At 68.0% G+C, this 19,713-nt stretch carries 17 protein-coding genes; 4 read left to right on the forward strand and 13 right to left on the reverse strand.

The window, feature by feature from the left end:
• Positions 1-8: 8 nt before the first annotated feature.
• The 7 genes from hpaI to PL79_RS33360 are packed head-to-tail and all read right to left on the reverse strand — an operon-like array spanning position 9 to position 5,913.
• Positions 9-815: a 4-hydroxy-2-oxoheptanedioate aldolase gene (hpaI, locus tag PL79_RS33330; RefSeq protein ID WP_044842972.1), complete on the reverse strand. Its 807-nt coding sequence runs from the start codon at positions 813-815 to the stop codon at positions 9-11.
• A gap of 12 nt (positions 816-827) precedes the next feature.
• Positions 828-1,631 carry a 2-oxo-hept-4-ene-1,7-dioate hydratase gene (gene hpaH / locus PL79_RS33335; RefSeq protein ID WP_044842971.1) on the reverse strand — a complete coding sequence of 268 codons (804 nt, stop codon included), beginning with the start codon at positions 1,629-1,631 and terminating at the stop codon, positions 828-830.
• 20 nt (positions 1,632-1,651) lie between these two features.
• Entirely contained in the window at positions 1,652-2,044 is a 393-nt protein-coding gene (locus PL79_RS33340) for a 5-carboxymethyl-2-hydroxymuconate Delta-isomerase (protein ID WP_044842970.1), read from the reverse strand.
• 29 nt (positions 2,045-2,073) lie between these two features.
• Positions 2,074-2,922 carry a 3,4-dihydroxyphenylacetate 2,3-dioxygenase gene (hpaD, locus tag PL79_RS33345; RefSeq protein ID WP_044842969.1) on the reverse strand — a complete coding sequence of 283 codons (849 nt, stop codon included), beginning with the start codon at positions 2,920-2,922 and terminating at the stop codon, positions 2,074-2,076.
• Positions 2,923-2,976: 54 nt separating this feature from the next.
• Entirely contained in the window at positions 2,977-4,440 is a 1,464-nt protein-coding gene (gene hpaE, locus PL79_RS33350; protein ID WP_044842968.1) for a 5-carboxymethyl-2-hydroxymuconate semialdehyde dehydrogenase, read from the reverse strand.
• A 22-nt stretch (positions 4,441-4,462) separates the two neighbouring features.
• On the reverse strand, positions 4,463-5,227 hold the full coding sequence (locus PL79_RS33355) for a fumarylacetoacetate hydrolase family protein (RefSeq protein ID WP_044842967.1): 765 nt from the start codon (positions 5,225-5,227) through the stop codon (positions 4,463-4,465).
• The gene (locus tag PL79_RS33360) at positions 5,224-5,913 is read right to left on the reverse strand and encodes a fumarylacetoacetate hydrolase family protein (protein WP_044842966.1); all 690 of its coding nucleotides are present in this window, start codon (positions 5,911-5,913) and stop codon (positions 5,224-5,226) included. The genes PL79_RS33355 and PL79_RS33360 overlap by 4 nt, the downstream gene beginning before the upstream one ends.
• Positions 5,914-6,066: 153 nt before the next feature.
• On the opposite strand from PL79_RS33360, the gene hpaR reads away from it, so the two are divergent.
• The gene (hpaR, locus tag PL79_RS33365) at positions 6,067-6,507 is read left to right on the forward strand and encodes a homoprotocatechuate degradation operon regulator HpaR (RefSeq protein ID WP_044842965.1); all 441 of its coding nucleotides are present in this window, start codon (positions 6,067-6,069) and stop codon (positions 6,505-6,507) included.
• An 82-nt stretch (positions 6,508-6,589) separates the two neighbouring features.
• Here the strand turns inward: hpaR and PL79_RS33370 are convergent, their stop codons facing one another.
• A complete protein-coding gene (locus tag PL79_RS33370; RefSeq protein ID WP_044842964.1) occupies positions 6,590-7,801 on the reverse strand; it encodes an SDR family oxidoreductase in 1,212 nt (403 codons plus the stop codon).
• Between the two features lie 642 nt (positions 7,802-8,443).
• Here PL79_RS33370 and PL79_RS33375 point away from each other — a divergent pair.
• Both PL79_RS33375 and PL79_RS33380 read left to right on the forward strand, forming a co-directional pair.
• Positions 8,444-8,791 (forward strand): DUF3564 family protein, encoded by a 348-nt coding sequence (locus PL79_RS33375; RefSeq protein WP_044842963.1) that lies wholly within the window; start codon positions 8,444-8,446, stop codon positions 8,789-8,791.
• A gap of 398 nt (positions 8,792-9,189) precedes the next feature.
• Entirely contained in the window at positions 9,190-11,082 is a 1,893-nt protein-coding gene (locus PL79_RS33380; protein ID WP_044842962.1) for a peptidoglycan D,D-transpeptidase FtsI family protein, read from the forward strand.
• Positions 11,083-11,313: 231 nt separating this feature from the next.
• On the opposite strand, the gene PL79_RS33385 is transcribed toward PL79_RS33380, so the two are convergent.
• The 5 genes from PL79_RS33385 to PL79_RS33410 all read right to left on the reverse strand — a co-directional run bounded on the left by PL79_RS33385 (position 11,314) and on the right by PL79_RS33410 (position 18,223).
• Positions 11,314-13,029, reverse strand: coding sequence for a cation:proton antiporter domain-containing protein (locus tag PL79_RS33385; protein ID WP_044842961.1), 1,716 nt, complete (start codon positions 13,027-13,029; stop codon positions 11,314-11,316).
• Positions 13,030-13,237: 208 nt separating this feature from the next.
• Positions 13,238-14,665 carry a cytochrome c gene (locus tag PL79_RS33390; protein ID WP_044842960.1) on the reverse strand — a complete coding sequence of 476 codons (1,428 nt, stop codon included), beginning with the start codon at positions 14,663-14,665 and terminating at the stop codon, positions 13,238-13,240.
• A complete protein-coding gene (locus PL79_RS33395) occupies positions 14,662-16,440 on the reverse strand; it encodes a GMC family oxidoreductase (protein ID WP_044842959.1) in 1,779 nt (592 codons plus the stop codon). The genes PL79_RS33390 and PL79_RS33395 overlap by 4 nt, the downstream gene beginning before the upstream one ends.
• Positions 16,440-17,174: a gluconate 2-dehydrogenase subunit 3 family protein gene (locus PL79_RS33400; RefSeq protein WP_044842958.1), complete on the reverse strand. Its 735-nt coding sequence runs from the start codon at positions 17,172-17,174 to the stop codon at positions 16,440-16,442. The genes PL79_RS33395 and PL79_RS33400 overlap by 1 nt, the downstream gene beginning before the upstream one ends.
• Before the next feature lie 632 nt (positions 17,175-17,806).
• A complete protein-coding gene (locus PL79_RS33410) occupies positions 17,807-18,223 on the reverse strand; it encodes a DUF3995 domain-containing protein (RefSeq protein ID WP_044842957.1) in 417 nt (138 codons plus the stop codon).
• Between the two features lie 352 nt (positions 18,224-18,575).
• Between PL79_RS33410 and ald the strand changes: the two genes are divergently transcribed.
• Entirely contained in the window at positions 18,576-19,691 is a 1,116-nt protein-coding gene (gene ald, locus PL79_RS33415; protein WP_044842956.1) for an alanine dehydrogenase, read from the forward strand.
• Positions 19,692-19,713: the final 22 nt, after the last annotated feature.

A 19,713-nucleotide genomic window follows, 5' to 3' on the forward strand; every position in this document is an offset into this window, starting at 1 on the left:
CGCTTCGCTCAATACGTCCCATCCCCCTTCTTCACCGCGCCCCCACCGCTCCCCTTGAACTGCGCCGCCAACCGCTCCGCACTCCGCGCCAGCAGCGTCGTATCGACCCCCACCGCAACAAACAACGCCCCCGCTTCCAGATACCGCCGCGCCGCCGCCTCATCCGCGCTGAGAATGCCCGGCGCCTTGCCTGCCGCCTTGATCGCCCGGATCGCGCCGTCGATCGCCGCCTGCACGTCCGGATGCCCCGGATTGCCGAGGTGCCCGAGATCGGCCGCCAGATCGGCCGGCCCGATGAACACGCCATCGACGCCGTCCACCCGCGCAATCGCATCGATCGCGTCGAGCCCGGCACGCGTCTCGACCTGCACGAGCACGGCCATCTCGTCGTTCGCGCGATGCAGATAATCGCCGACGCGGTTCCACCGCGACGCACGCGCGAGCGCACTGCCGACGCCGCGAATCCCGTGCGGCGGATAACGCGTCGCGGCCACCGCCGCGCGCGCTTCGTCGGCGCTCTGCACCATCGGCACGAGCAGCGTCTGCGCGCCGAGATCGAGCACCTGCTTGACGATCACCGGATCGTTCCACGGCACGCGCACGACCGGCTGCGACGGATACGGCGCAATCGCCTGCAACTGCGCGAGGATCGTCGGCACCGTGTTCGGCGCATGTTCGCCGTCGATCAGCAGCCAGTCGAAACCGGCGCCCGCGACGACTTCGGCGCTGTACGGATTCGCGAGGCCGAGCCACAACCCGACCTGCGCGTCGCCACGCGCGAGCGCGGCCTTGAAGACATTCGACGGAATCTGCATCGCTCGCTCACCTCACGCGAAATAGCACTGGATCGTCCCGAGCGGGCCGTAGTCGACGCTGAACGTGTCGCCCGAGCGCGCCGCGCACGGTCGCGTGAACGAGCCGCCGAGCACGACCTGCCCCGGCTCCAGCGCGACGTCGAAGCGCGACAGCCGATTCGCCAGCCACGCGACGCCATTGGCCGGATGGTTCAGCACGCCGGCCGCGACGCCCGTTTCCTCGACCACGCCGTTGCGCGACATGATCGCCGCGACCCAGCGCAGGTCGACGTCCTGCGGCCGCACCGGCCGCCCGCCGATCACGACGCCCGCGTTCGCCGCGTTGTCGGCGATCGTGTCGAACACCTTGCGCGGCCGCTTCGTATCGGGGTCGATCGACTGGCTGCGCGCGTCGATGATCTCGAGCGCGGGCACCACGTAATCGACCGCGTCGTACGCGTCGAAGATCGTGCAGTTCGGGCCGGTGAGCCGCTTGCCGAGCACGAACGCGAGTTCGACCTCGACGCGCGGCACGATGAAGCGCCCGGCCGGGATCGTGCCGCCGTCGTCGAAGAACATGTCGTCGAGCAGCGCGCCGTAATCGGGCTCGTCGATCTGCGACGTGTTCTGCATCGCCTTCGACGTGAGGCCGATCTTGTGCCCCTTGAGCGTGCGGCCTTCCGCGAGCTTGAGGGCGACCCACGCGCGCTGGATCGCATACGCGTCGTCGATCGTGATGTCGGGATGGTCGAGCGAGATCTGGCGGATCTGCTTGCGTTCGCGCTCGGCGTCGTGCAGACGCTGCGCGAGCTGGTCGATGATGGCGGGTTCGAGCATGGTCGGATCGGGAATGGGGTTCAGCCGGCCCGCTTATAGCGGGCGTGAATGTTGTTGTGCTTGTACGAGCCGCTTTCGCTGAACTCGGTCAGCTCCATCGACAGCGCGAGATAGCGCTTCGCGTACAGCTCCGCGAAATGCGCCTTGATCGCGTCGAACAGCGCGTCGCACGCGGCCTGCTTGGTCTCGTCGCTGCGGCCCGAGCCGATCTTCAGCGTCACGTGGACGAACGCGTCGTCCTCCGTGCCGTCGGCGACGCAGTAATCCTGCAGCTCGATCGCGCGCGAGCGGATGCCGCCGGTCGGAAACACGCCGCCCTGCGCGATCAGCGTCGCGTTGATCGTGCGCAGCAGCGCGGGAATGCGCGCGTCGTCGCGGATGTTCGCGGTGTATTCGACGACGATGTGTGGCATGGCAACGCTCCGGATAAGTGATGCGGCGCTCAGGCGAGCGGGAAGATCGCGTTGATCTGCCCGGTGCCCGAGCTCGCGAAATAGTCGGTGACGATCTCGACCGGCTTGTCGTAACGATCCCAGCCGAGCAGGCCGAGCAGCATCGCCGTGTCGTGCATGCCGCCTTCGCCGTGACAATGCGTGTTGTACTCGGGCAGCATCGCGCAGAAGGTCCTGAAATCGCCCTGCTTCCACAGCTCGACCACGCGCAGGTCGACCTGCCGGAAGAATTCGCGGCTGATCTCGTGAATCGATTCCTCCGGGCTGCCGTTGTCGTTGAAGCGATGCGACAGCGAGCCGCTCGCGAGGAACGCGACGTTCGAATCGCTCTTCTCGATCGCCTCGAGCAGCGCCTCGCCGAAGCGTCGGCTTTCGTCGAGCTGATGCCACATGCACCAGCCCGCGATCGACACGACCTTGAAGTGCTGGTCGGCGTTCATGTAGCGCATCGGCACGAGCGTGCCGTATTCGAGTTCGAGGCTGTCGATCTCGTGTGCGCGCGTCGCGATGCCGCGTGCGCTGGCCGTCTCCGCGATCAGGCGGCCGAGTTCGGGGTTGCCCGGATACGCGTACTGCATGTCGCGAATGAAGTGCGGCAGCTCGTTGCTGGTATACGTACCCGCGAACCGCGCATTGCAGTTCACGTGATAGCCGGCGTTGACGAGCCAGTGCACGTCCGACACGACGATCGTATCGACGCCGAGCGCGCGGCAGCGCTCGCCGATCAGCTGGTGGCCGCGGATCGCCGCTTCGCGGCAGCCGTGATGCCTGCCGGGCAACTCCGACAGGTACATCGACGGCACGTGCGTGATCTTCGCGGCGAGGGACAGTTTGCCCATCGTTCAAGTCTCCGTATCGTTCGTTCTTGCTGGCGGCGCCACGACCCGCGCCCGTCACACGCCCCAGCGGGGAATGTGATGCGAACCCATCGAGATGCACACGTTCTTGATCTCCGCGAACACCTCGAAGCTGTACTCGCCGCCTTCGCGCCCGGTGCCCGACTCCTTCACGCCGCCGAACGGCTGGCGCAGGTCGCGCACGTTCTGGCTGTTCACGAACACCATCCCGGCCTCGATGCCGCGCGCGAGGCGATGCACCTTGCCGACGTCCTGCGTCCAGATGTACGACGCGAGCCCGTACGCCGTGTCGTTCGCGAGCCGCAGCCCTTCCTCCTCGTTCTCGAACGGAATCAGGCACGCGACCGGCCCGAAGATCTCTTCCTGCGCGATGCGCATCCGGTTGTCGACGTCGGCGAACACGGTCGGGCGCACGAAATTGCCGTTGCGCAGATGGTCGGCGAGGCCGGCCGGCTTGTCCGCGCCGCCTGCCACCACGCGCGCGCCTTCCTGCTCGCCGATCCGGATGTAGCCGGTCACCTTCTCCCAGTGCTGGCGCGTGATCATTGCGCCGAGCTGCGTCGCCTGATCGGACGGGTCGCCGACCACCAGGTTGTTCGCACGGCGCGCGAATTCCTGCACGAAGCGGTCGTAGATCGTGCGCTGCACGAAGATCCGCGAGCCCGCGGTACAGCGCTCGCCGTTGATCGAGAAGATCGTGAACAGCGACGCGTCGAGCGCGCGGTCGAAATCGGCATCGTCGAAAATCAGCACGGGCGACTTGCCGCCAAGCTCCATCGAATATTTCTTCAGGCCCGCGCGCTCCATGATTCGCTTGCCCGTGACCGTGCCGCCCGTGAACGACACCGCGCGCACGTCCGGATGGCGCACCAGCGCGTCGCCGGCCGTCGCGCCGTATCCCTGCACGACGTTCAGCACGCCCGCCGGAATGCCGGCTTCGAGCGCGAGCCGGCCGAGCTGGTCGGCCGTCAGCGGCGACAGCTCCGACATCTTCAGCACGGCCGTGTTGCCGAGCGCGAGACACGGCGCCGTCTTCCACGTCGCGGTCATGAACGGCACGTTCCACGGCGACACCAGCGCGCACACGCCGACCGGCTGGTACAGCGTGTAGTTCAGCATCTGGTCGTCGACCGGATACGTGCGGCCGTTCATCTGCACGCACACTTCCGCGAAGAAGTTGAAGTTCTCGGACGCGCGCGGAATCAGCTGCTTGCTCGTCTGCGCGATCGGCAGGCCGGTGTCCTGCGTCTCGAGCGCGGCGAGCATCGGCACGTTCTTCTCGATCAGCTCGCCGAGCTTGCGCATCAGCTTCGCGCGCTCCTTCGCGGGCGTGTTCGCCCACTTCGGGAATGCGTCCTTCGCTGCGCGCACGGCCGCGTCGACTTCGGCCTCGCCGGCCGACGCGACGTCGGTGATCGCGTCGCCCGTCGCGGGATTCAGCGTCGTGAAGGTCTCGCGGCTCTCGACCTCACGGCCGCCGATCCAGTGCTTGATGGTCATGTGCTCTCCTTGGGCGACGGGCTCAGCCGGCGCGATAGTAGTCTGCTTCGCCGACGATCGTGTTCACGAGCCGGCCGATTCCTTCGATTTCGGTCACGACCTCGTCGCCCGGCTGCGTGTCGGCCAGCCCTTCCGGCGTGCCGGTCAGGATCAGGTCGCCCGGCGAGAGCGTCATGAAACTGCTGATGTGCTCGATCAGCGCGGGCACGTCGAAGATCATGTCGCGCGTGCTGCCGCGCTGCGTCTCCCGGCCGTTCACCGTCGTGCGCAGCGTCAGGTCGCCCGCGTCGCCGATCTCGTCGCGGCTGACGAACCACGGCCCGAGCGGCGTGCAGGTGTCGCGGTTCTTCACGCGCAGGTTCGGGCGGTAGTAGTTTTCGAGGTAATCGCGGATCGCGTAGTCGTTCGCGACCGTGTAGCCGGCGACGTGGTCGAGCGCCTGCGCGCGGCTCACGTTGCGCGCCGGGCGGCCGATCACGACGGCCAGTTCGCACTCGTAGTGCATGTGCGTCGCGTCCGCCGGGCGCACGGTGCGCGAGCGGTGACCGATGAACGTGTTCGGCCCCTTCAGGAAGATCAGCGGCTCGCTCGGCGCGTTGAACGCGAGTTCCTTCGCGTGGTCCGCGTAGTTGAGGCCGAGCGCGAACGTGGTGCGCGGCGCGACGGGCGGCAGCCACGTCACCACGTCCTCGGCGACCACGCGGCCCGTGTCGAGGCGGATCGCGCCGTCGCCGGCCGGTTCGGCCGCATGCAGTGCGCCGTTGTAGATCACGCGCGCCGTCTTCATCGTGCTTCCTCCGCAATCAGCGTATGCCGCAACGTGCCGATGCCGGCGGCGGCAATCTCGATCGTGCTGCCCGCGCGGGCACGCGGTGCGCCACCCGCGACGCCGAGCAGCAGCACGTCGCCCGCGTCGAACGACATGAATGCCGTCACGTCGGCGATCAGTTCCCGAACCGGGCGGATCAGCGTGGCGGTCGACGCGGACACCACGGCATCGCCGTCGATCCGCACGGTCAGGCCGATCGCGTCGACATCGCCGAGCGCGGCCGCCGGCACGATCGCCGGGCCCAGCGGGCAGAAGCCGTCGCGACACTTGAAGCGCACGGCCGGACGGTAGTAATCGGGATGCGGGACCGACACGTCGCTCGCGAGCGTGAAGCCGTGCACGTAATCGAGCGCCTGCGCGGCCGGCACGCGCGTCGCGCGCCGCGAGAACACGACGGCCAGCGACGCGCCGATCTCCAGCGCGTCGACGCCCGCGGGCACCACGACGGCCGCGCCATCGGCCGCATGCGTGTTGGCCGGTTTGATGTAAAGGATCGGTGCCTGCGGCGGACGACCGTAAGGCGGTGCGTGCACGGCATCGCCGAGCGCGTCGAGTGCGGCGCGCTCGTTGAGCAGCGCACCGTAGACTGTACCGATGGCGACCGGCAGCGGCGGCGCCGCGGCGGTCCTGCAAGACAGCTCCATGCGTCATTCCCCTGCCGCGCGTCGCGGCGCATCGTCAATAGTTAACATCTTAAGTAAACAATCAGACGCTGGCAACCGCGATTACCCTGATACATGAAATTCAGCACCGTCGGCTGTTAAGATTGATGCGTCCCCGTCCATTCCCCACCCCCGATGAACCGTACGCTCGACCATCGCAACCTGGCCATGCTGCTGCTCGAGGCCCGCGAAACGCTGATGGGCCTGTTCCGCCCCATTCTCAAGGAATTCGCGCTGACCGAACAGCAATGGCGGATCATCCGCGTGCTCGACGGCGAGCCGGCGAATGCGCTCGAAGCGGGACAGATCGCGCGCCGCTGCTGCATCCTCAGCCCGAGCCTCACCGGCGTGCTGGAACGGATGGAGCGCGACGGCCTGATTACGCGCACGCGCGCGCAGGAAGATCAGCGCCGGCTGCTGGTGAGCCTGACGCCGCAAAGCAGGAAGCTGGTGACCGAAATCGGCCCGCGCATCGACGAGCAGTATCGCCAGCTCGAAGCGCGTTTCGGCCAGGACGGCCTGGACGACATCTACCGTGCGCTCGACCGGCTGATCGAACTCGGCAACGCATCGTAGAGCCTGCCGCGGCCGGACCGCGGCGAGCGGCGGCGGGCGAACCCGAACCCGGGAACCGGCAAGCCGCTGATCGCGCGGGCCGTCAGTGCAGCGCCCCGCGCATCAGTTGGGTCACCGCGACGCCGCGGGACGTGCGCATGCATTCCTCGACGTAATCGATGAACGGCAGCGGCTCGAAATCGATTTCGTCGCGCACGCGGCGGTTGTCGAACACGCGATCGACCGTCGCGAACTCCGCGCCACGCTGCAACGCCCGGCCGATCACGCGCTCGAGCGCCGGATCGGACCGCCCGAGCACGTCGCGCACCACGAGCGGCAGGTCGGCCGGCGCACACGCGGCGTAACGCGGCGCGCCCGTCATGCCGGCCGCCTCGTCCATCGCGCGTACGATCTGCGCGACCTGCGGCGCCTCGTCGCCGGCCGACACGTGGTACACGTCGTGCATCAGCGTCGGCTTCACGGCCAGCAGCATCGTCGCGCGTGCGACGTCGTCGACCGACACGATGTCGATGCGCGTCATCGGCCGTGCCGTGAAGCGGCGCGCCGCGTGCGCGACGCGGAACATCCAGAACGAATTCGGCGCGGGCCGCGTGCCGAGCACCGTGTGACCGACGACGTGCGACGGACGCACGACGACGAGCGGCAGCCCGAGCGCGCGCAGGCGCTGCTCCGTTTCCGCCTTCGCCTGCAGGTAGCCGGCCGCGAGCACCGCGCCGTGCAGCCCGTCGCCGGCCTGCGCCGCGTCGCTCGCCGCCGCACCCGCCATTTCCTCGTAAACGATCCCGCCGCGGCCCGCATGCGCGTAAGCGGTGCCGACGTACACGAAACGCTGCAGTTGCGGTGCGTGCGCGAACCGCTCGGCAAAGCGCAGCGAATCGGCGAGGTCAGCCCGCAGATGCGAACCGTCGGCCGGCGACGCGTGGCCCGCGCAGTGAATCACGTGCGTCGCGCCGGCGAGACGCGGCGCGTCGGCGCCCTGCCACACGTCGCCGAGTGTACCGACGACCACGTTCGCGTCGCCGAGTCGCGATGCCCAGTACGGCGCGAGCCCTGCGCGCAGCACCGCTTCACGCAAACGCGCGACCGCGTGGCCGCGATTCCCGGCGCGCACGACACACACGATGCGCTCGAGCAAGCCAGCGTTGACGAGCGCCGTCAGCACGGTACTGCCGATGAAGCCGGTGGCGCCGGTGAGCACCAGCCGCCCGACGTTGGCCGCCGCGACCGGCGCGCTGGCCGGCGACACGAGGCTCGTGCGCCAGTTGAGCGACAACGCGGTTTTCCAGATCAGCACGATAGTCTCCTTCGAAGAATCGGCCGGACGGCGCGGCAGCCCCGGATCGCGGCGCTGCGCACGGCGGTCGGCCGGGCCGGGGCCGACGCTCGCCCCGACAGTCCCGACCGGCTGCGGCCCGCGATCGCGTCGATCGCGTCTCTGACACGAGGTGGCGGCTTGCCACGGACGGGCCGTCCGCGGCCCAGGATCGGGAAAATCCAAGTGTGGGGCCGGATCGCCCGCAAGTCTGTCCTGAAAGTTTCGTGAAAGTGTGTGGATTTGTGCACGAATGTCGGGGTGTGTCGTGCCGGCCGGGTCGTCAACTCGGTGAAACGCCGGGTCGAGCCAGCTTTCGACGGAGGTTCGTGGGCGTGCTGCGGGCCAGCGCTTCGGCGCGACACATCGACGCGCCCCGGCCTAGTCATCGCATATCCCGGGCCGACCCGGAGCGAGGCCGCGGCATGCGGATCGCGGTGTCGTCTGCGTTTGCACGCGGGGCCGGAATCCGCGCGTATCGTCAGACGTCCTTTCATCCGAGACACCAATAGACACAATGCGGATTTATTGAGGATTATCGCTTGCGTTTCACTGCAGTCTATCTAGACTATCCAAACCAAATCGGTCGAATGTGTCATTTTCTACTTTCCAGGAGACGTTCCAATGCGCCTCACTATCCGGATTAATGGCAGCGAATCGGCAACCCGGCACTCGTACGCGGTGTTGTGGGTCGATACCGACGAGCGGCTGTGGTCGCGCGAGGCACACCAGGGCATCGATCTCCCGGCCTGGGGCAAGGTTCGGGACGTGGAAGGCGCGATGGCCCTCTGCGCCGCCGACAGCGGGAATGCCGTGTGCCAGTTGAAGGGCCTGTCGTTCAGCGCGATGCAGCGCGAACAAGGTCCCGCGGTGCTCGCCGGCGAGCACCCCGACGGCGCGTGGCGCCTGCAGGCGGTCGATCGCTCCACGGCGGAGCCGGAATACCACGAATTCATTTCCGTCGCGCGATAGGTATTTTTGACGGCAATCCTCTGCGGTTTTCGGGTTTATTCCGGTTTCCGCGATATTCATTTCGATATTCAGAAATAACGGCGCCTCTCTTCGAGGCGTTTTTATTTTCCGTCCCGAAAATAATCGGGGCCGGGTTGATTGAGTCGCGTCCCCGGTCACGACCCGCCGCGCCATTCCGATTCGTCGGCGACATCGGGCAATGCCCGCGCCGCCGTCCCCGCCTTCGTTCCCGCCTTCGTTCCCGCCTTCATCCCGCCTTTTCCGCCCGAAGCCCGGTCGCCGACGCGCGTCTTTTACGGGGCCGAAGCACAGTTTCCCCACACGACGTTTACTCATTTATTACAATCACATTATTCCGATTGACTTGCCGCCGTCCGGCGGCCCGACCCGGCCCTTGCATGCGCGTGAAAAAAAAGACCCACCCCGCCGATCCGTACGCCGCCGCGACCAAGCACCCGATGCTCGCGTCGCGCTTGCCGATGTGGCGCTCGAAGCTGGTCGTGATCATGGTGTCCCTCGGTTTCGCCGCGCTGATCGGACGCGCGTTCTGGGTGCAGGTCGCGAACCAGGATTTCTATGTCGGGGAAGGCCAGAAGCGGTACCAGCGCACGATCGAGCTCGACGCGATGCGCGGGCGCATCGTCGACCGCAACGGCGCGATGCTCGCGGTCAGCCTGTCGACCTATGAAATCTGGGCGAACCCGAAACAGGTCGCCGAAATCGACTATCCGCAGATCGCGAAACTGCTCGACATGCCGCTCGCGGAGGTGAAGCGCCGCCTGCGCAACGACCGTACGTTCGTGCTGCTCAAGCGGCAGATCGACGCCGAGACCGCAAGCCGGCTCGGCAAGCTCGAGATCGACGGCATCACGCAGATCGCCGATTCGAAGCGCTTCTATCCGGAGGGCGAATCGGCCGCGCACGTGGTCGGCTTCACCAACGTCGAGGACAAGGGCCAGGAAGGCGTCGAGCTCGCGGCGAACGGGCGGCTGTCGGGTACGTCCGGGCAGCGCGAGGTGATCCGCGACCGGCTCGGCCGCATCGTGTCCGACACGCGCCCGCTCGTGCCCGCCCAGCACGGCGCGACAATCGAACTGACGATCGACCGGCGGATCCAGCAACTCGCGTTCAGCCAGCTCAAGGCCGCGGTGCTCGAGAACAACGCGGTGGCCGGCAGCGTCGTCGTGCTCGACGCGCAGAACGGCGAAATCCTCGCGCTCGCGAACTATCCGACCTTCGACCCGAACGACCGTGCACGCCTCACGGGCCAGCAGCTGCGCAACCGCGCGGTGATCGACACGTTCGAGCCGGGCTCGACGATCAAGCCGCTCGTCGTCGCGCTGTCGATCGACGAGCGCAAGGTCACGCCGAACACGATCATCAACACGTCGCCGGGCACCTACAAGATCGGCCCGGCCGTGATCCACGACACGTCGAACCACGGCTCGCTCACCGTCTCGCAGGCACTGCAGAAGTCGAGCAACGTCGCGCTCGCGAAGCTGGCGCTGAACCTGCCCGCCGAAACGATCTGGAACAAGTACCAGGAATACGGGATCGGCCGCGCGCCGGAACTGACGTTCCCGGGCGTCGCGTCGGGCCGCCTGCGCGGCTACAAGCGCTGGCGGCCGATCGAGCAGGCGACGATGGCGTACGGCTACGGGCTGTCGATGTCGCTGCTGCAGATCGCGCAGACCTACACCGCCTATGCGGGCGACGGCACGCTGCACCCGGTGTCGCTGCTGAGGAACGGTTCCGACCCGCAGACGATCGAGGCCCATCGCGGCCATCGCGTGACGTCGCCGCAGACCGCGGCGGCGATCCGTTCGATGCTCGAGTCGGCCGTCGGCGAAGGCGGCACGGGGCGCCGCGCGCGCGTCGACGGCTACCGGATCGGCGGCAAGACGGGCACGGCGCGCAAGCAGGTCGGCGCAACCTATGCGAAGGGCAAGTACCGCGCCCTGTTCGCGGGGATGGCGCCGATGAGCAACCCCCGCCTGATCGTCGCGGTGATGATCGACGAGCCGCGCGGCAAGGGTTATTACGGCGGCACGGTGGCCGGCCCGGTGTTCTCGTCGGTCACGAGCGGCTCGCTGCAGCTGCTCGGCGTGCCGCCGGACGCGCCGGTCGAGCCGACGCCGAATGCGCCGCTCAAGGGTGCCGTGCCGCAAAAGACGGTCGCGGCGCCGAAGGCCGCCGTGCAACCGAAGACGGCAGCCGGGCAACAGGCGTCGGCACCTGTGAAAACGGCCGCGCAAGCCGGCGCGGCCGTACAGACGAAGGCGGCGGGCTGAAGCCGCCTGGGCGTTGGTGGAGTCGCCGGGGCGTGGCGCGGCGCCGCACAGGTCGGCTGACCGATCGAGATCGGCTGTTCGCTACGTAGAACCCGCCGCACGCGCCGTTCCGAGAGGCCGGCGCAATCCTGTAATCCCGGCGATCCGCGCAGTCGCGGCGATCCTATCGATCCTATCGATCCTATCGATCCGAGCGATCCTAGCGATCCGAGCGATCCCGGCCGCTAACCATCAATGCGCGGCCGCCACCGGCTTCGCCATCCTGCCGAGCACGTGCTCGGTCATCCCGCGCGCGAGTTCGCTCTCCCCCATGAACACGATGCCGATGCCCTCGCTCGACAGCAGGTCGGCCTCGTCGCTGCTGTTCGTGCACAGCACGACCTCCAGCGCCGGATTGAGCGTGCGCGAGATCTCGACGATCTGCCGCACGTCGAATACGTCCGGCAGCGTGACGACCAGCATCCCGGCGCGCGCGATATGCGCCTGCACGAGCACGATCGGCTCGATCGCGTCGCCCGACACGGCCGCGACGCCGTCCGCGCGCAGCTTCTCGACGAGCTCGCGATTCTGCTCGACGACGACATAGGCGATCCCGCGCTCGTCCAGCGCATGCGCGATCCACGTGCCGACCTTGCCGTAGCCGACGATCACGACCTGGCCGGTCAGGTGCGTCTGCGGCGTCGACATCGGCAGCGCGGCGAGCGGATCGTCGCGTGCCTCGAGCTTGCGCGCGAACGCCGAATGCTTGCGGATCCATGCGAGCGCCGGATCGATCATCGCGAACAGCAGCGTGTTCATCGCGATCGAGATCAGCGCGACCGCGAGAATCAGGCTTTGCCCCTCGGCCGACAGCAGCCCGAGCGCACGGCCGAGCCCCGCGAGGATGAACGAGAACTCGCCGATCTGGGCGAGACCGGCCCCGACCGTCAGCGCGGTGTTCAGCGGATAGCGGAACGCGATCACGAGCGCGACCGCCGCGAGCGTCTTGCCGATCAGCACGATCGCCGCGACCTCGATCACATGCAGCGGCTCGGCGAGCAGCACCTTCGGGTCGAACAGCATCCCGACCGAAATGAAGAACAGCACCGAGAACGCGTCGCGCAGCGGCAGCGTCTCGTCGGCCGCACGCCGGCTGAATTCCGACTCGCGCATCATCATCCCGGCGAAGAACGCGCCGAGCGCGAACGACACGTCGAACAGCTTTGCCGCGCCGAACGCGATGCCGACCGCCGCGGCGATCATGCACAGCGTGAACAGTTCGCGCGAACCGGTACGGGCGACGAGCCACAGGATGCGCGGGAACACGCGCTTGCCGACCACGAGCATCAGCGCGATGAACGCGGCGACCTTCAGCATCGTGACGCCGAGCGTGCCCCACACGCTGCCGCCGGCCGCGTGCGCGTCGCCGGGCGGCGTGCCGCCGAGCAGCCCCGCGACGGGCGGCAGCAGCACGAGCACGAGCACCATCACGAGATCCTCGACGACGAGCCAGCCGACCGCGATGCGTCCGTTGACGGTCTCGACGAGCCCGCGCCCCTCGAGCGCCCGCAACAGCACGACCGTGCTCGCGACCGACAGCGCGAGCCCGAACACGAGCGCCGCGCCGAGGCTCCAGCCCCAGGTGAGCGCGAGCCCGCCGCCGAGCAGCGTCGCGACGGTAATCTGGACGACGGCCCCCGGCAGCGCGATCTTCCTCACCGCGAGCAGGTCGCCGAGCGAAAAATGGAGGCCGACGCCGAACATCAGCAGCATCACGCCGACTTCCGCGAGCTGCTGCGCGAGCGACAGGTCGCCGACGAAACCGGGCGTGCCGGGGCCGATCACGATCCCGGCGAGCAGATAGCCGACGAGCGGCGGCATTTTCAGCAGCGACGCGAGGTAACCGAAGATCATCGCGAGACCGAAACCGGCCGCGAGCAACGCAATCAGGCTGATGTCATGAGGCATCCCCCCTCCCGAGTTCTTGTAACGATTTAGTAAGGTTCAAGAATGGAAGGATAAGGGATGAGGCGAAAAATTGGCGCGCCACGGCGAAAAATTCACGCTCGGCGCGCCATTGCGGGGTACAACCCCGGGCGTGCGGAACACGCCCCGCGGGCCGGTGGGCGCCGCGAGGCGGATCGATCGGGCGGGGCCGGATGCCCCGCCGGGTGCGTCAGCGCGACGCCTGCGGGAACCGCGCGCCCGGCGGCGGCTCGGGCCGCGTCGACGGCACGCTCTTGCGCACCTTCGCGACCTGCGCGGCCGTGATCGCCGTCCCCGTATTGCCCCAGCTCGTGCGCACGAAGTTCGACACGTCCGCGACTTCCTGGTCCGACAGGCGCCAACCGAACGGCGGCATCGTGAAGGTCGACGGCGCGGTGTGCGTGCCCTTCAGCGCGCTGCCCGACAGCACGACGTGGATCACCGAAGTCGGATCGTCGCCCTGCAGGACCGGGTTGCCGGCGAGCGCCGGGAACACCCGCGCGTAGCCGTGGCCGTCGCTGCGGTGGCAGGCCATGCAGTTGTCGCGATAGACCGCCGCGCCCGGCTTGCTCGCGTCGCCGGTCTGCAGCGCGTGCGCGGCCGTCGCGTCGTACGCGTACGGTGTCTCGCCCAGCACCTTTGGCGGCAGCGTCTTCAGGTAGCGTGCGATCGCCGTGAGATCGTCGTCGCTCATGTGCTGCATGCTGTGGCCGACCACGTCCGTCATCCCGCCGAACGCGGCCGTGCGCAGCGTGCGGCCGGTCTTCAGGAACTGCACGATCTCGGTTTCGTTCCACGTGCCGAACCCGGTGCGCGGCTCGCCGCGCAGGCTCGTCGGCACCCAGCCGTCGATCGCCGCGCCGCCGGCCAGGAAGTCGAGGCCGCCCGCGTCGGTCAGCGCGCGTTCCTGCATCGTCGCCGCGCGCGGCGTGTGGCACGCGCCGCAATGGCCGAGTCCCTGCACGAGATACGCGCCGCGCGCGACCACCGGATCGGTGTACGGCGCCGCATCGAACGGCTTCGGCGCCGGCGCGAACATCTTGCGCCAGAACGTCAGCGGCCAGCGCATCGACAGCGGCCACACGATGTCGACCGCGCGGTTCTCGTGCTCGACCGGCGCGACGCCGTGCATGAAGTACGCGTACAGCGCCTTCATGTCGTCGTCGGTCAGGCGCGCATAGGACGGGTACGGCATCGCCGGGTACATCGTGTCGCCGTTCTTGCGCACGCCCTCGCGCACCGCGCGGGTGAAGTCCTCATACGTCCAGCCGCCGAGGCCCGTCTTCGGGTCCGGCGTGATGTTCGTCGAGTAGATGCCGCCGATCGGCGTGTCGAACTTCAGCCCGCCCGCGAACGGCTTGCCGCCGCTCGCGGTGTGGCACGCGATGCAGTCGCCCGCGCGGGCCAGATATTCGCCGCGCTTGACGAGGTTGGCGTCGGCAGACTGCGCGACCGGTGCGGCGGCCGGGCCCGAAGCCGCGGCGGGTGCGGATGCCGGCTGCGCGAACGCGGCGCCGCCCGCGAGACCGAACGCCGCCCATGCCGTGCCGATCGCCAGTGCGCGCCGCAGCGGAGAAATCCGGCGCGCGGCGTTGTGGTGGTTCACTGTCCTCTTCATACGGTCACCAGCGGGGCGGGATTTTTCAGGTATTGCTCGCGGATCGCGCGCGCCGACCAGTAGGCCAGCGCCGCGATGATCCCGGTCGGGTTGTAGCCGATGCCCTGCGGCAGCGCCGACGCGCCCATCACGAACACGTTGTGCACGTCCCAGCACTGCAGGTAGCGGTTCAGCACGCTCGTCTTCGGGTCGGTGCCCATGATCGCGCCGCCGACCAGGTGGGTCGTCTGGTACGCGCGCGAATCGAAGTGCTTGCCGAACTCGCGCGTCGACACGCCGATCGCCTTCGGCCCCATCGCCTCCGCGATCTTCTTCATCTGTCCGGTCACGTATTGCGCCATCTTGATGTCGTTGTCCTTCCAGTCGAACGTCATCCGCAACAGCGGCTGGCCGTACGAATCGCGATAGGTCGGATCGAGGTCGAGGTACACGTCGCGATACGACATGTTCGTGCCGTGCGCGTCCATCGAGATCGTGTGCGCGTAGTTGTCCTTCACGGCCTTCTTCCACGCGGCGCCCCACTGCGGCGTGCCGGGCGGCGTCGCGATGCCGCTGATCGGCTTCACGCCGGCCTGGTTCACCCACAGCGGCGAGCCGCCGACGAAGCCGAGCGGGCCGTGGTCGAAGTTGTCGGCGTTGAAGTCGTCCACCGCGACGCCGTTGCCGCCCGCGCCGATGAACGGGTTCGTGTAGGTGTCCTTGTCGAAGAACGCCTTGATCGTCGACAGGTTCTGGTACGCGAAATTGCGGCCCACCACGCCTTCGCCCGAGATCGGGTCGTACGGCTTGCCGATGCCCGACAGCAGCAGCAGGTGCACGTTGTGATACTGGAACGCGGCGACGATCACGAGATCGGCCGGCTGGTGCACTTCACGGCCGGCCGGGTCGACGTAGGTGACGCCCGTCGCGCGCTTCTTCGTGTCGTCGAGGTCCACGCGCAGCACGTGGCACTTCGAGCGCAGCTCGAAGTTCGGCACCTGCTTCAGCGCCGGGAGGATGTTCAGGTTCGGCGATGCCTTCGAATACATGTAGCACGCGTAGCCGCTGCAGTAGCCGCAGAAGTTGCACGGCCCCATCTGCACGCCGTACGGGTTCGTGTACGGACCCGACGTGTTCGCCGACGGCAGCCGGTACGGATGCAGCCCGAGCGACTTCGCGGCATCGGAGAAGCGCTGCGCCGAATACGTATTGAGCTGCGCGGGCAGCGGGAAGTTGTCGCTGCGGTTCGCCTCGAACACGTTGCCGTCGCCGACCACCTTGCCGCCGACCTTGTACGCCTGCCCCGACGTGCCGAACACCTTCTCGGCGAAGTCGAAATACGGCTCGAGTTCGTCGTAGGTAACGCCCGTGTCCTGGATCGTCATCCCTTCGGGGATGAACTTCTTGCCGTAGCGCTCTTCGTAGTGGCTGCGCAGGCGCAGTTCTTCCGGCGTGATCCGGAAATGCACGCCCGACCAGTGCAGCCCCGCGCCGCCGACGCCCTCGCCCGGCAGGAACGCGGCAAGCTGCCGGTACGGCAGCGCGGTGTCCTGCACGCCGTGGCGGATCGACACGGTCGTCTTCGACAGGTCGAGGAACAGCTTCTTGCGGACGTTGTAGGTCAGCTCGTCGATCGTGTTCGGATACGCGCCGTCCGGATAGGTGTCGCGATACTCGCCACGCTCGAGCGCGACGACGTTCAGGCCCGCTTCGGTCAGTTCCTTCGCGAGAATCGCGCCGGTCCAGCCGAAGCCGACGATCACCGCATCGACGTGCGGCTTCTTTTCTGCAGCCATCAGGTGCGCTCCCCGTTGATCGAAACGGGGCCGTACGGATAGGGCTTGCCGTTCTGGTTGACGAAATCCATGAAGTCGGCGCGCGCGCCCGGAAAACCGATCATCTTCCACGCGGCCATGTCGTGATTGCCGCCATGCACCGGATCGCAGAAGTAGCCTTCGCGCGTGTTCTGCAGCAACAGGCCGAAGAACACCGCGGACGGCACGTCGTCGATCTGCGCGCCGCCTTTTTCCAGTTCGCCGAGCACGGTGTCGCGAGTCGGCGCGTCGAGGTCGGCGAACGCCTTGCCGTGGGCCTTTTCGCAATAGCGGTTGACCGCCGCGATGCCGAGCCGGTAGATGTCGCGCGGCACGAGCTTGAGCTGGTAGCCGAGCTCGGGCACGCCCTGCTGGAACGGCCCCTGCATGTACCACGTCGCGCCGTGCGCGTACGGGGTTTCCATCTGGCGGTCGATGAATTCGGGCACACCCGATTCGAGCGCGCCAGGGCCTTCGGCATCGGCCGGGATCAGCCGGTCGACGGCGGCCTGGACGAACGCCCACTCCTTCGCATCGAAGAAGGTCGGCTTGTACGGCGCGCGTTCGGCGCCGGTCGACGCGGTGGAGGCATTGCCGGCCGTGGTCGAGGACGACGAGCGCAGGTCGCAACCGGCGACCGACGCGATCGGCACGAGCGCGACCGACGTGCGCAGGAAGCGGCGACGCGAGTTGGGTTTGTCGGGTGGCGTGGACATGGTCGGATGTTGATCGTTGGGGAGCGTGATTCGGGAACCCGCATTCCGGATGCGGCATACCCGACACGGTAGCCATGCCGCGCGCGGCCGGCCGTCCTTTCTTGCGATGTTGCGAGCAGGCTCATGCAAGCGCCGGCCGCGCACTGCGCGGTGGCGCCCGTCATGCAGCCCGCGCGGCGCGCCGGTTCCGGCAGCCGCGCGGGGTCGACCTCTTCGCGGGTCTTATCGTCGGACAAATGCCGGCTTGCCGCCCGCATCTGCCCCTCATCGCCATGGCCTATTCAACTTAGACGCCGCGCCGGCCGACGGCAAGCGCAACGTGCACGACCCTCAATTTGGGCCCGGCGACAAACGCCGCGAATTATAAATGGAACCGGTTCTATTTCCAAAGGGTTCGGTGCAATTCATTACATCGAAAATCGCAATAATGAGGAAATCGTTTTCCGGAATACGCAAGAGCCGTGGCGCGGCCGCGGCGTCGATCGGCCGGACACACGCGCGGATGTCGCCCGATCGGCGTGGTTTTTCTGGGGTTGCCCTGCCCGCGCCGCTCGGCGCTTTCCGATGCGGCGCCTGCGACGCGCGTTACCGCCTCACTCTCGGCAAAACGGCCGTCCCGCTCGACGCGGTGCTCACCACGGCCACAGCATCGACGCGATCGACAACGAAAGTGCCAAACACAGCGGCGAGTAACAGAGGCTGTCCATGCGCGCGAAACGCGACCCGCGAACCCGCTTGAAGAAGCCGACGTAGCGGAAATCGCCGACCGCGCGCACCGCGAAGATCAGTGCGAGCGCAACGATCGCGAACGCGATCGCGCCAGGATACAGGTTCGGCCACAGCCAGCCCGCGCGCGACGCCACCGCGCTTGCGCCGGCCAGCAACGCCGCCGCGACGGCGAGCGTGCCGGGCACGGTCGGCCGCAGCAGCGGTACGCCGTCCTGTTCCGGAATGGCCGCATGCTTGCCGAGCCGTCCACCGAACGCCCAATAGACGTGAACGAGTGCGATCGCACAAAGCGTCGGCACGCTGAAATACGCGCCCGTCATGTCGGTAAGCTTCCTTGTCTCATCGTGTCGTCGTGTCGTGATCCAGCCGGAAGGAATCCGGCGCGCGGCCCCGCTCCGCGCCACCCGAGACGATACCCAAACCGCGTGCCGCATGCAGTGCGACGTCCGGTCGCAAGACGCCATGCCGCGTGTTGCGGTGCAGTGCGCGCGCACCGTCGCATCGGGCCGCCGCTTGACTTCCCTCCGGCCACCGCTACCCTCTTATTCCAGTACGGCACGCGAACCGTGCATGCGCAACCGTCGCTCACGTGCCGTTCGCCGGCACGCACGATCGGACGATCGCGGCGCGCCCGGGCACGACAACCATAACGAATACCCATGGAGGCGACTCATGCTGATCGGTGTGCCGAAGGAGATCAAGAATCACGAATACCGCGTCGGCCTCACGCCGGCCGGCGCACGTGAACTCACGCGACACGGCCATCGCGTGCTCGTGCAGCGCGGCGCGGGCACGGCAATCGGTCTGCTCGACGACGACTACACGGCCGCCGGCGCCGCACTGTGCGACGACCCGCGCGACCTCTTCGCGCGCGCCGACATGATCATCAAGGTCAAGGAGCCGCAGGCGGCCGAGTGCGCGATGCTGCGGCGCGGACAGATTCTTTATACGTATCTGCATCTCGCGCCCGATCCCGGGCAGGCGGCCGCGCTCGTGAAGTCCGGCGCGGTCTGCATCGCGTACGAAACCGTGACGGGCCCGGGCGGCGGACTGCCGCTGCTCGCGCCGATGAGCGAGGTCGCGGGGCGCATGTCGATCCAGGTCGCGGCAACGCACCTCGAAAGCCCGCGCGGCGGCCGCGGGGTGCTGATGGCCGGCGTGCCCGGCGTGCCGGCCGCGCACGTCGTGGTGCTCGGCGCGGGCGTGGTCGGCACCGGTGCGCTGCAGATGGCGGTCGGCCTCGGCGCGCGCGTCACCGTGCTCGACACGAACGTGGGCCGGTTGCGCCAGCTCGATCTGGTCTTCGCGAACCGGATCGCGACCGTCTGCTCGAACGCGCATACGATCGACGAAGCCGTGCGCGACGCCGACGTCGTGATCGGCGCGGTGCTCGTGCCGGGCGCGTCGGCGCCGCGGCTCGTCACGCGCGACATGATCGCGACGATGCGCACGGGCGCCGTCGTCGTCGACGTCGCGATCGACCAGGGCGGCTGTTTCGAGACCTCGCATGCAACGACGCATGCGCAGCCGACCTTCGTCGTCGACGGCGTCGTGCATTACTGCGTCGCGAACATGCCTGGCGCGGTCGCGCGCACGTCGACGTTCGCGCTGAACAACGCGACGCTCGGCCATGCGCTCGCGCTCGCCGACAAGGGCTGGAAACGCGCGATGGCCGACGACCCGCATCTGCGCGCGGGCCTGAACGTGTGCGACGGCCACATCACGTACGAGGCCGTCGCGCTGGCGCTCGGGCTGCCGTACGTACCGGCGGAAGACGTGCTGGCCTGACTTCGGCATGCGTGACGGCGCG

The organism is Burkholderia sp. USMB20 (genome assembly GCF_000949135.2).
Taxonomy (GTDB): Bacteria; Pseudomonadota; Gammaproteobacteria; order Burkholderiales; family Burkholderiaceae; genus Burkholderia.

Coding starts and splice junctions, on each gene's coding strand:
- hpaR (WP_044842965.1), top strand. CDS start 6,067: ATGAACCGTACGCTCGACCATCGCAACCTGGCCATGCTGCTGCTCGAG.
- hpaI (WP_044842972.1), bottom strand. CDS start 815: ATGCAGATTCCGTCGAATGTCTTCAAGGCCGCGCTCGCGCGTGGCGAC.
- PL79_RS33360 (WP_044842966.1), bottom strand. CDS start 5,913: ATGGAGCTGTCTTGCAGGACCGCCGCGGCGCCGCCGCTGCCGGTCGCC.
- PL79_RS33410 (WP_044842957.1), bottom strand. CDS start 18,223: ATGACGGGCGCGTATTTCAGCGTGCCGACGCTTTGTGCGATCGCACTC.
- PL79_RS33340 (WP_044842970.1), bottom strand. CDS start 2,044: ATGCCACACATCGTCGTCGAATACACCGCGAACATCCGCGACGACGCG.
- ald (WP_044842956.1), top strand. CDS start 18,576: ATGCTGATCGGTGTGCCGAAGGAGATCAAGAATCACGAATACCGCGTC.
- PL79_RS33395 (WP_044842959.1), bottom strand. CDS start 16,440: ATGGCTGCAGAAAAGAAGCCGCACGTCGATGCGGTGATCGTCGGCTTC.
- PL79_RS33355 (WP_044842967.1), bottom strand. CDS start 5,227: ATGAAGACGGCGCGCGTGATCTACAACGGCGCACTGCATGCGGCCGAA.
- PL79_RS33390 (WP_044842960.1), bottom strand. CDS start 14,665: ATGAAGAGGACAGTGAACCACCACAACGCCGCGCGCCGGATTTCTCCG.
- hpaE (WP_044842968.1), bottom strand. CDS start 4,440: ATGACCATCAAGCACTGGATCGGCGGCCGTGAGGTCGAGAGCCGCGAG.
- hpaH (WP_044842971.1), bottom strand. CDS start 1,631: ATGCTCGAACCCGCCATCATCGACCAGCTCGCGCAGCGTCTGCACGAC.
- PL79_RS33400 (WP_044842958.1), bottom strand. CDS start 17,174: ATGTCCACGCCACCCGACAAACCCAACTCGCGTCGCCGCTTCCTGCGC.
- PL79_RS33385 (WP_044842961.1), bottom strand. CDS start 13,029: ATGCCTCATGACATCAGCCTGATTGCGTTGCTCGCGGCCGGTTTCGGT.
- PL79_RS33375 (WP_044842963.1), top strand. CDS start 8,444: ATGCGCCTCACTATCCGGATTAATGGCAGCGAATCGGCAACCCGGCAC.
- hpaD (WP_044842969.1), bottom strand. CDS start 2,922: ATGGGCAAACTGTCCCTCGCCGCGAAGATCACGCACGTGCCGTCGATG.
- PL79_RS33380 (WP_044842962.1), top strand. CDS start 9,190: ATGCGCGTGAAAAAAAAGACCCACCCCGCCGATCCGTACGCCGCCGCG.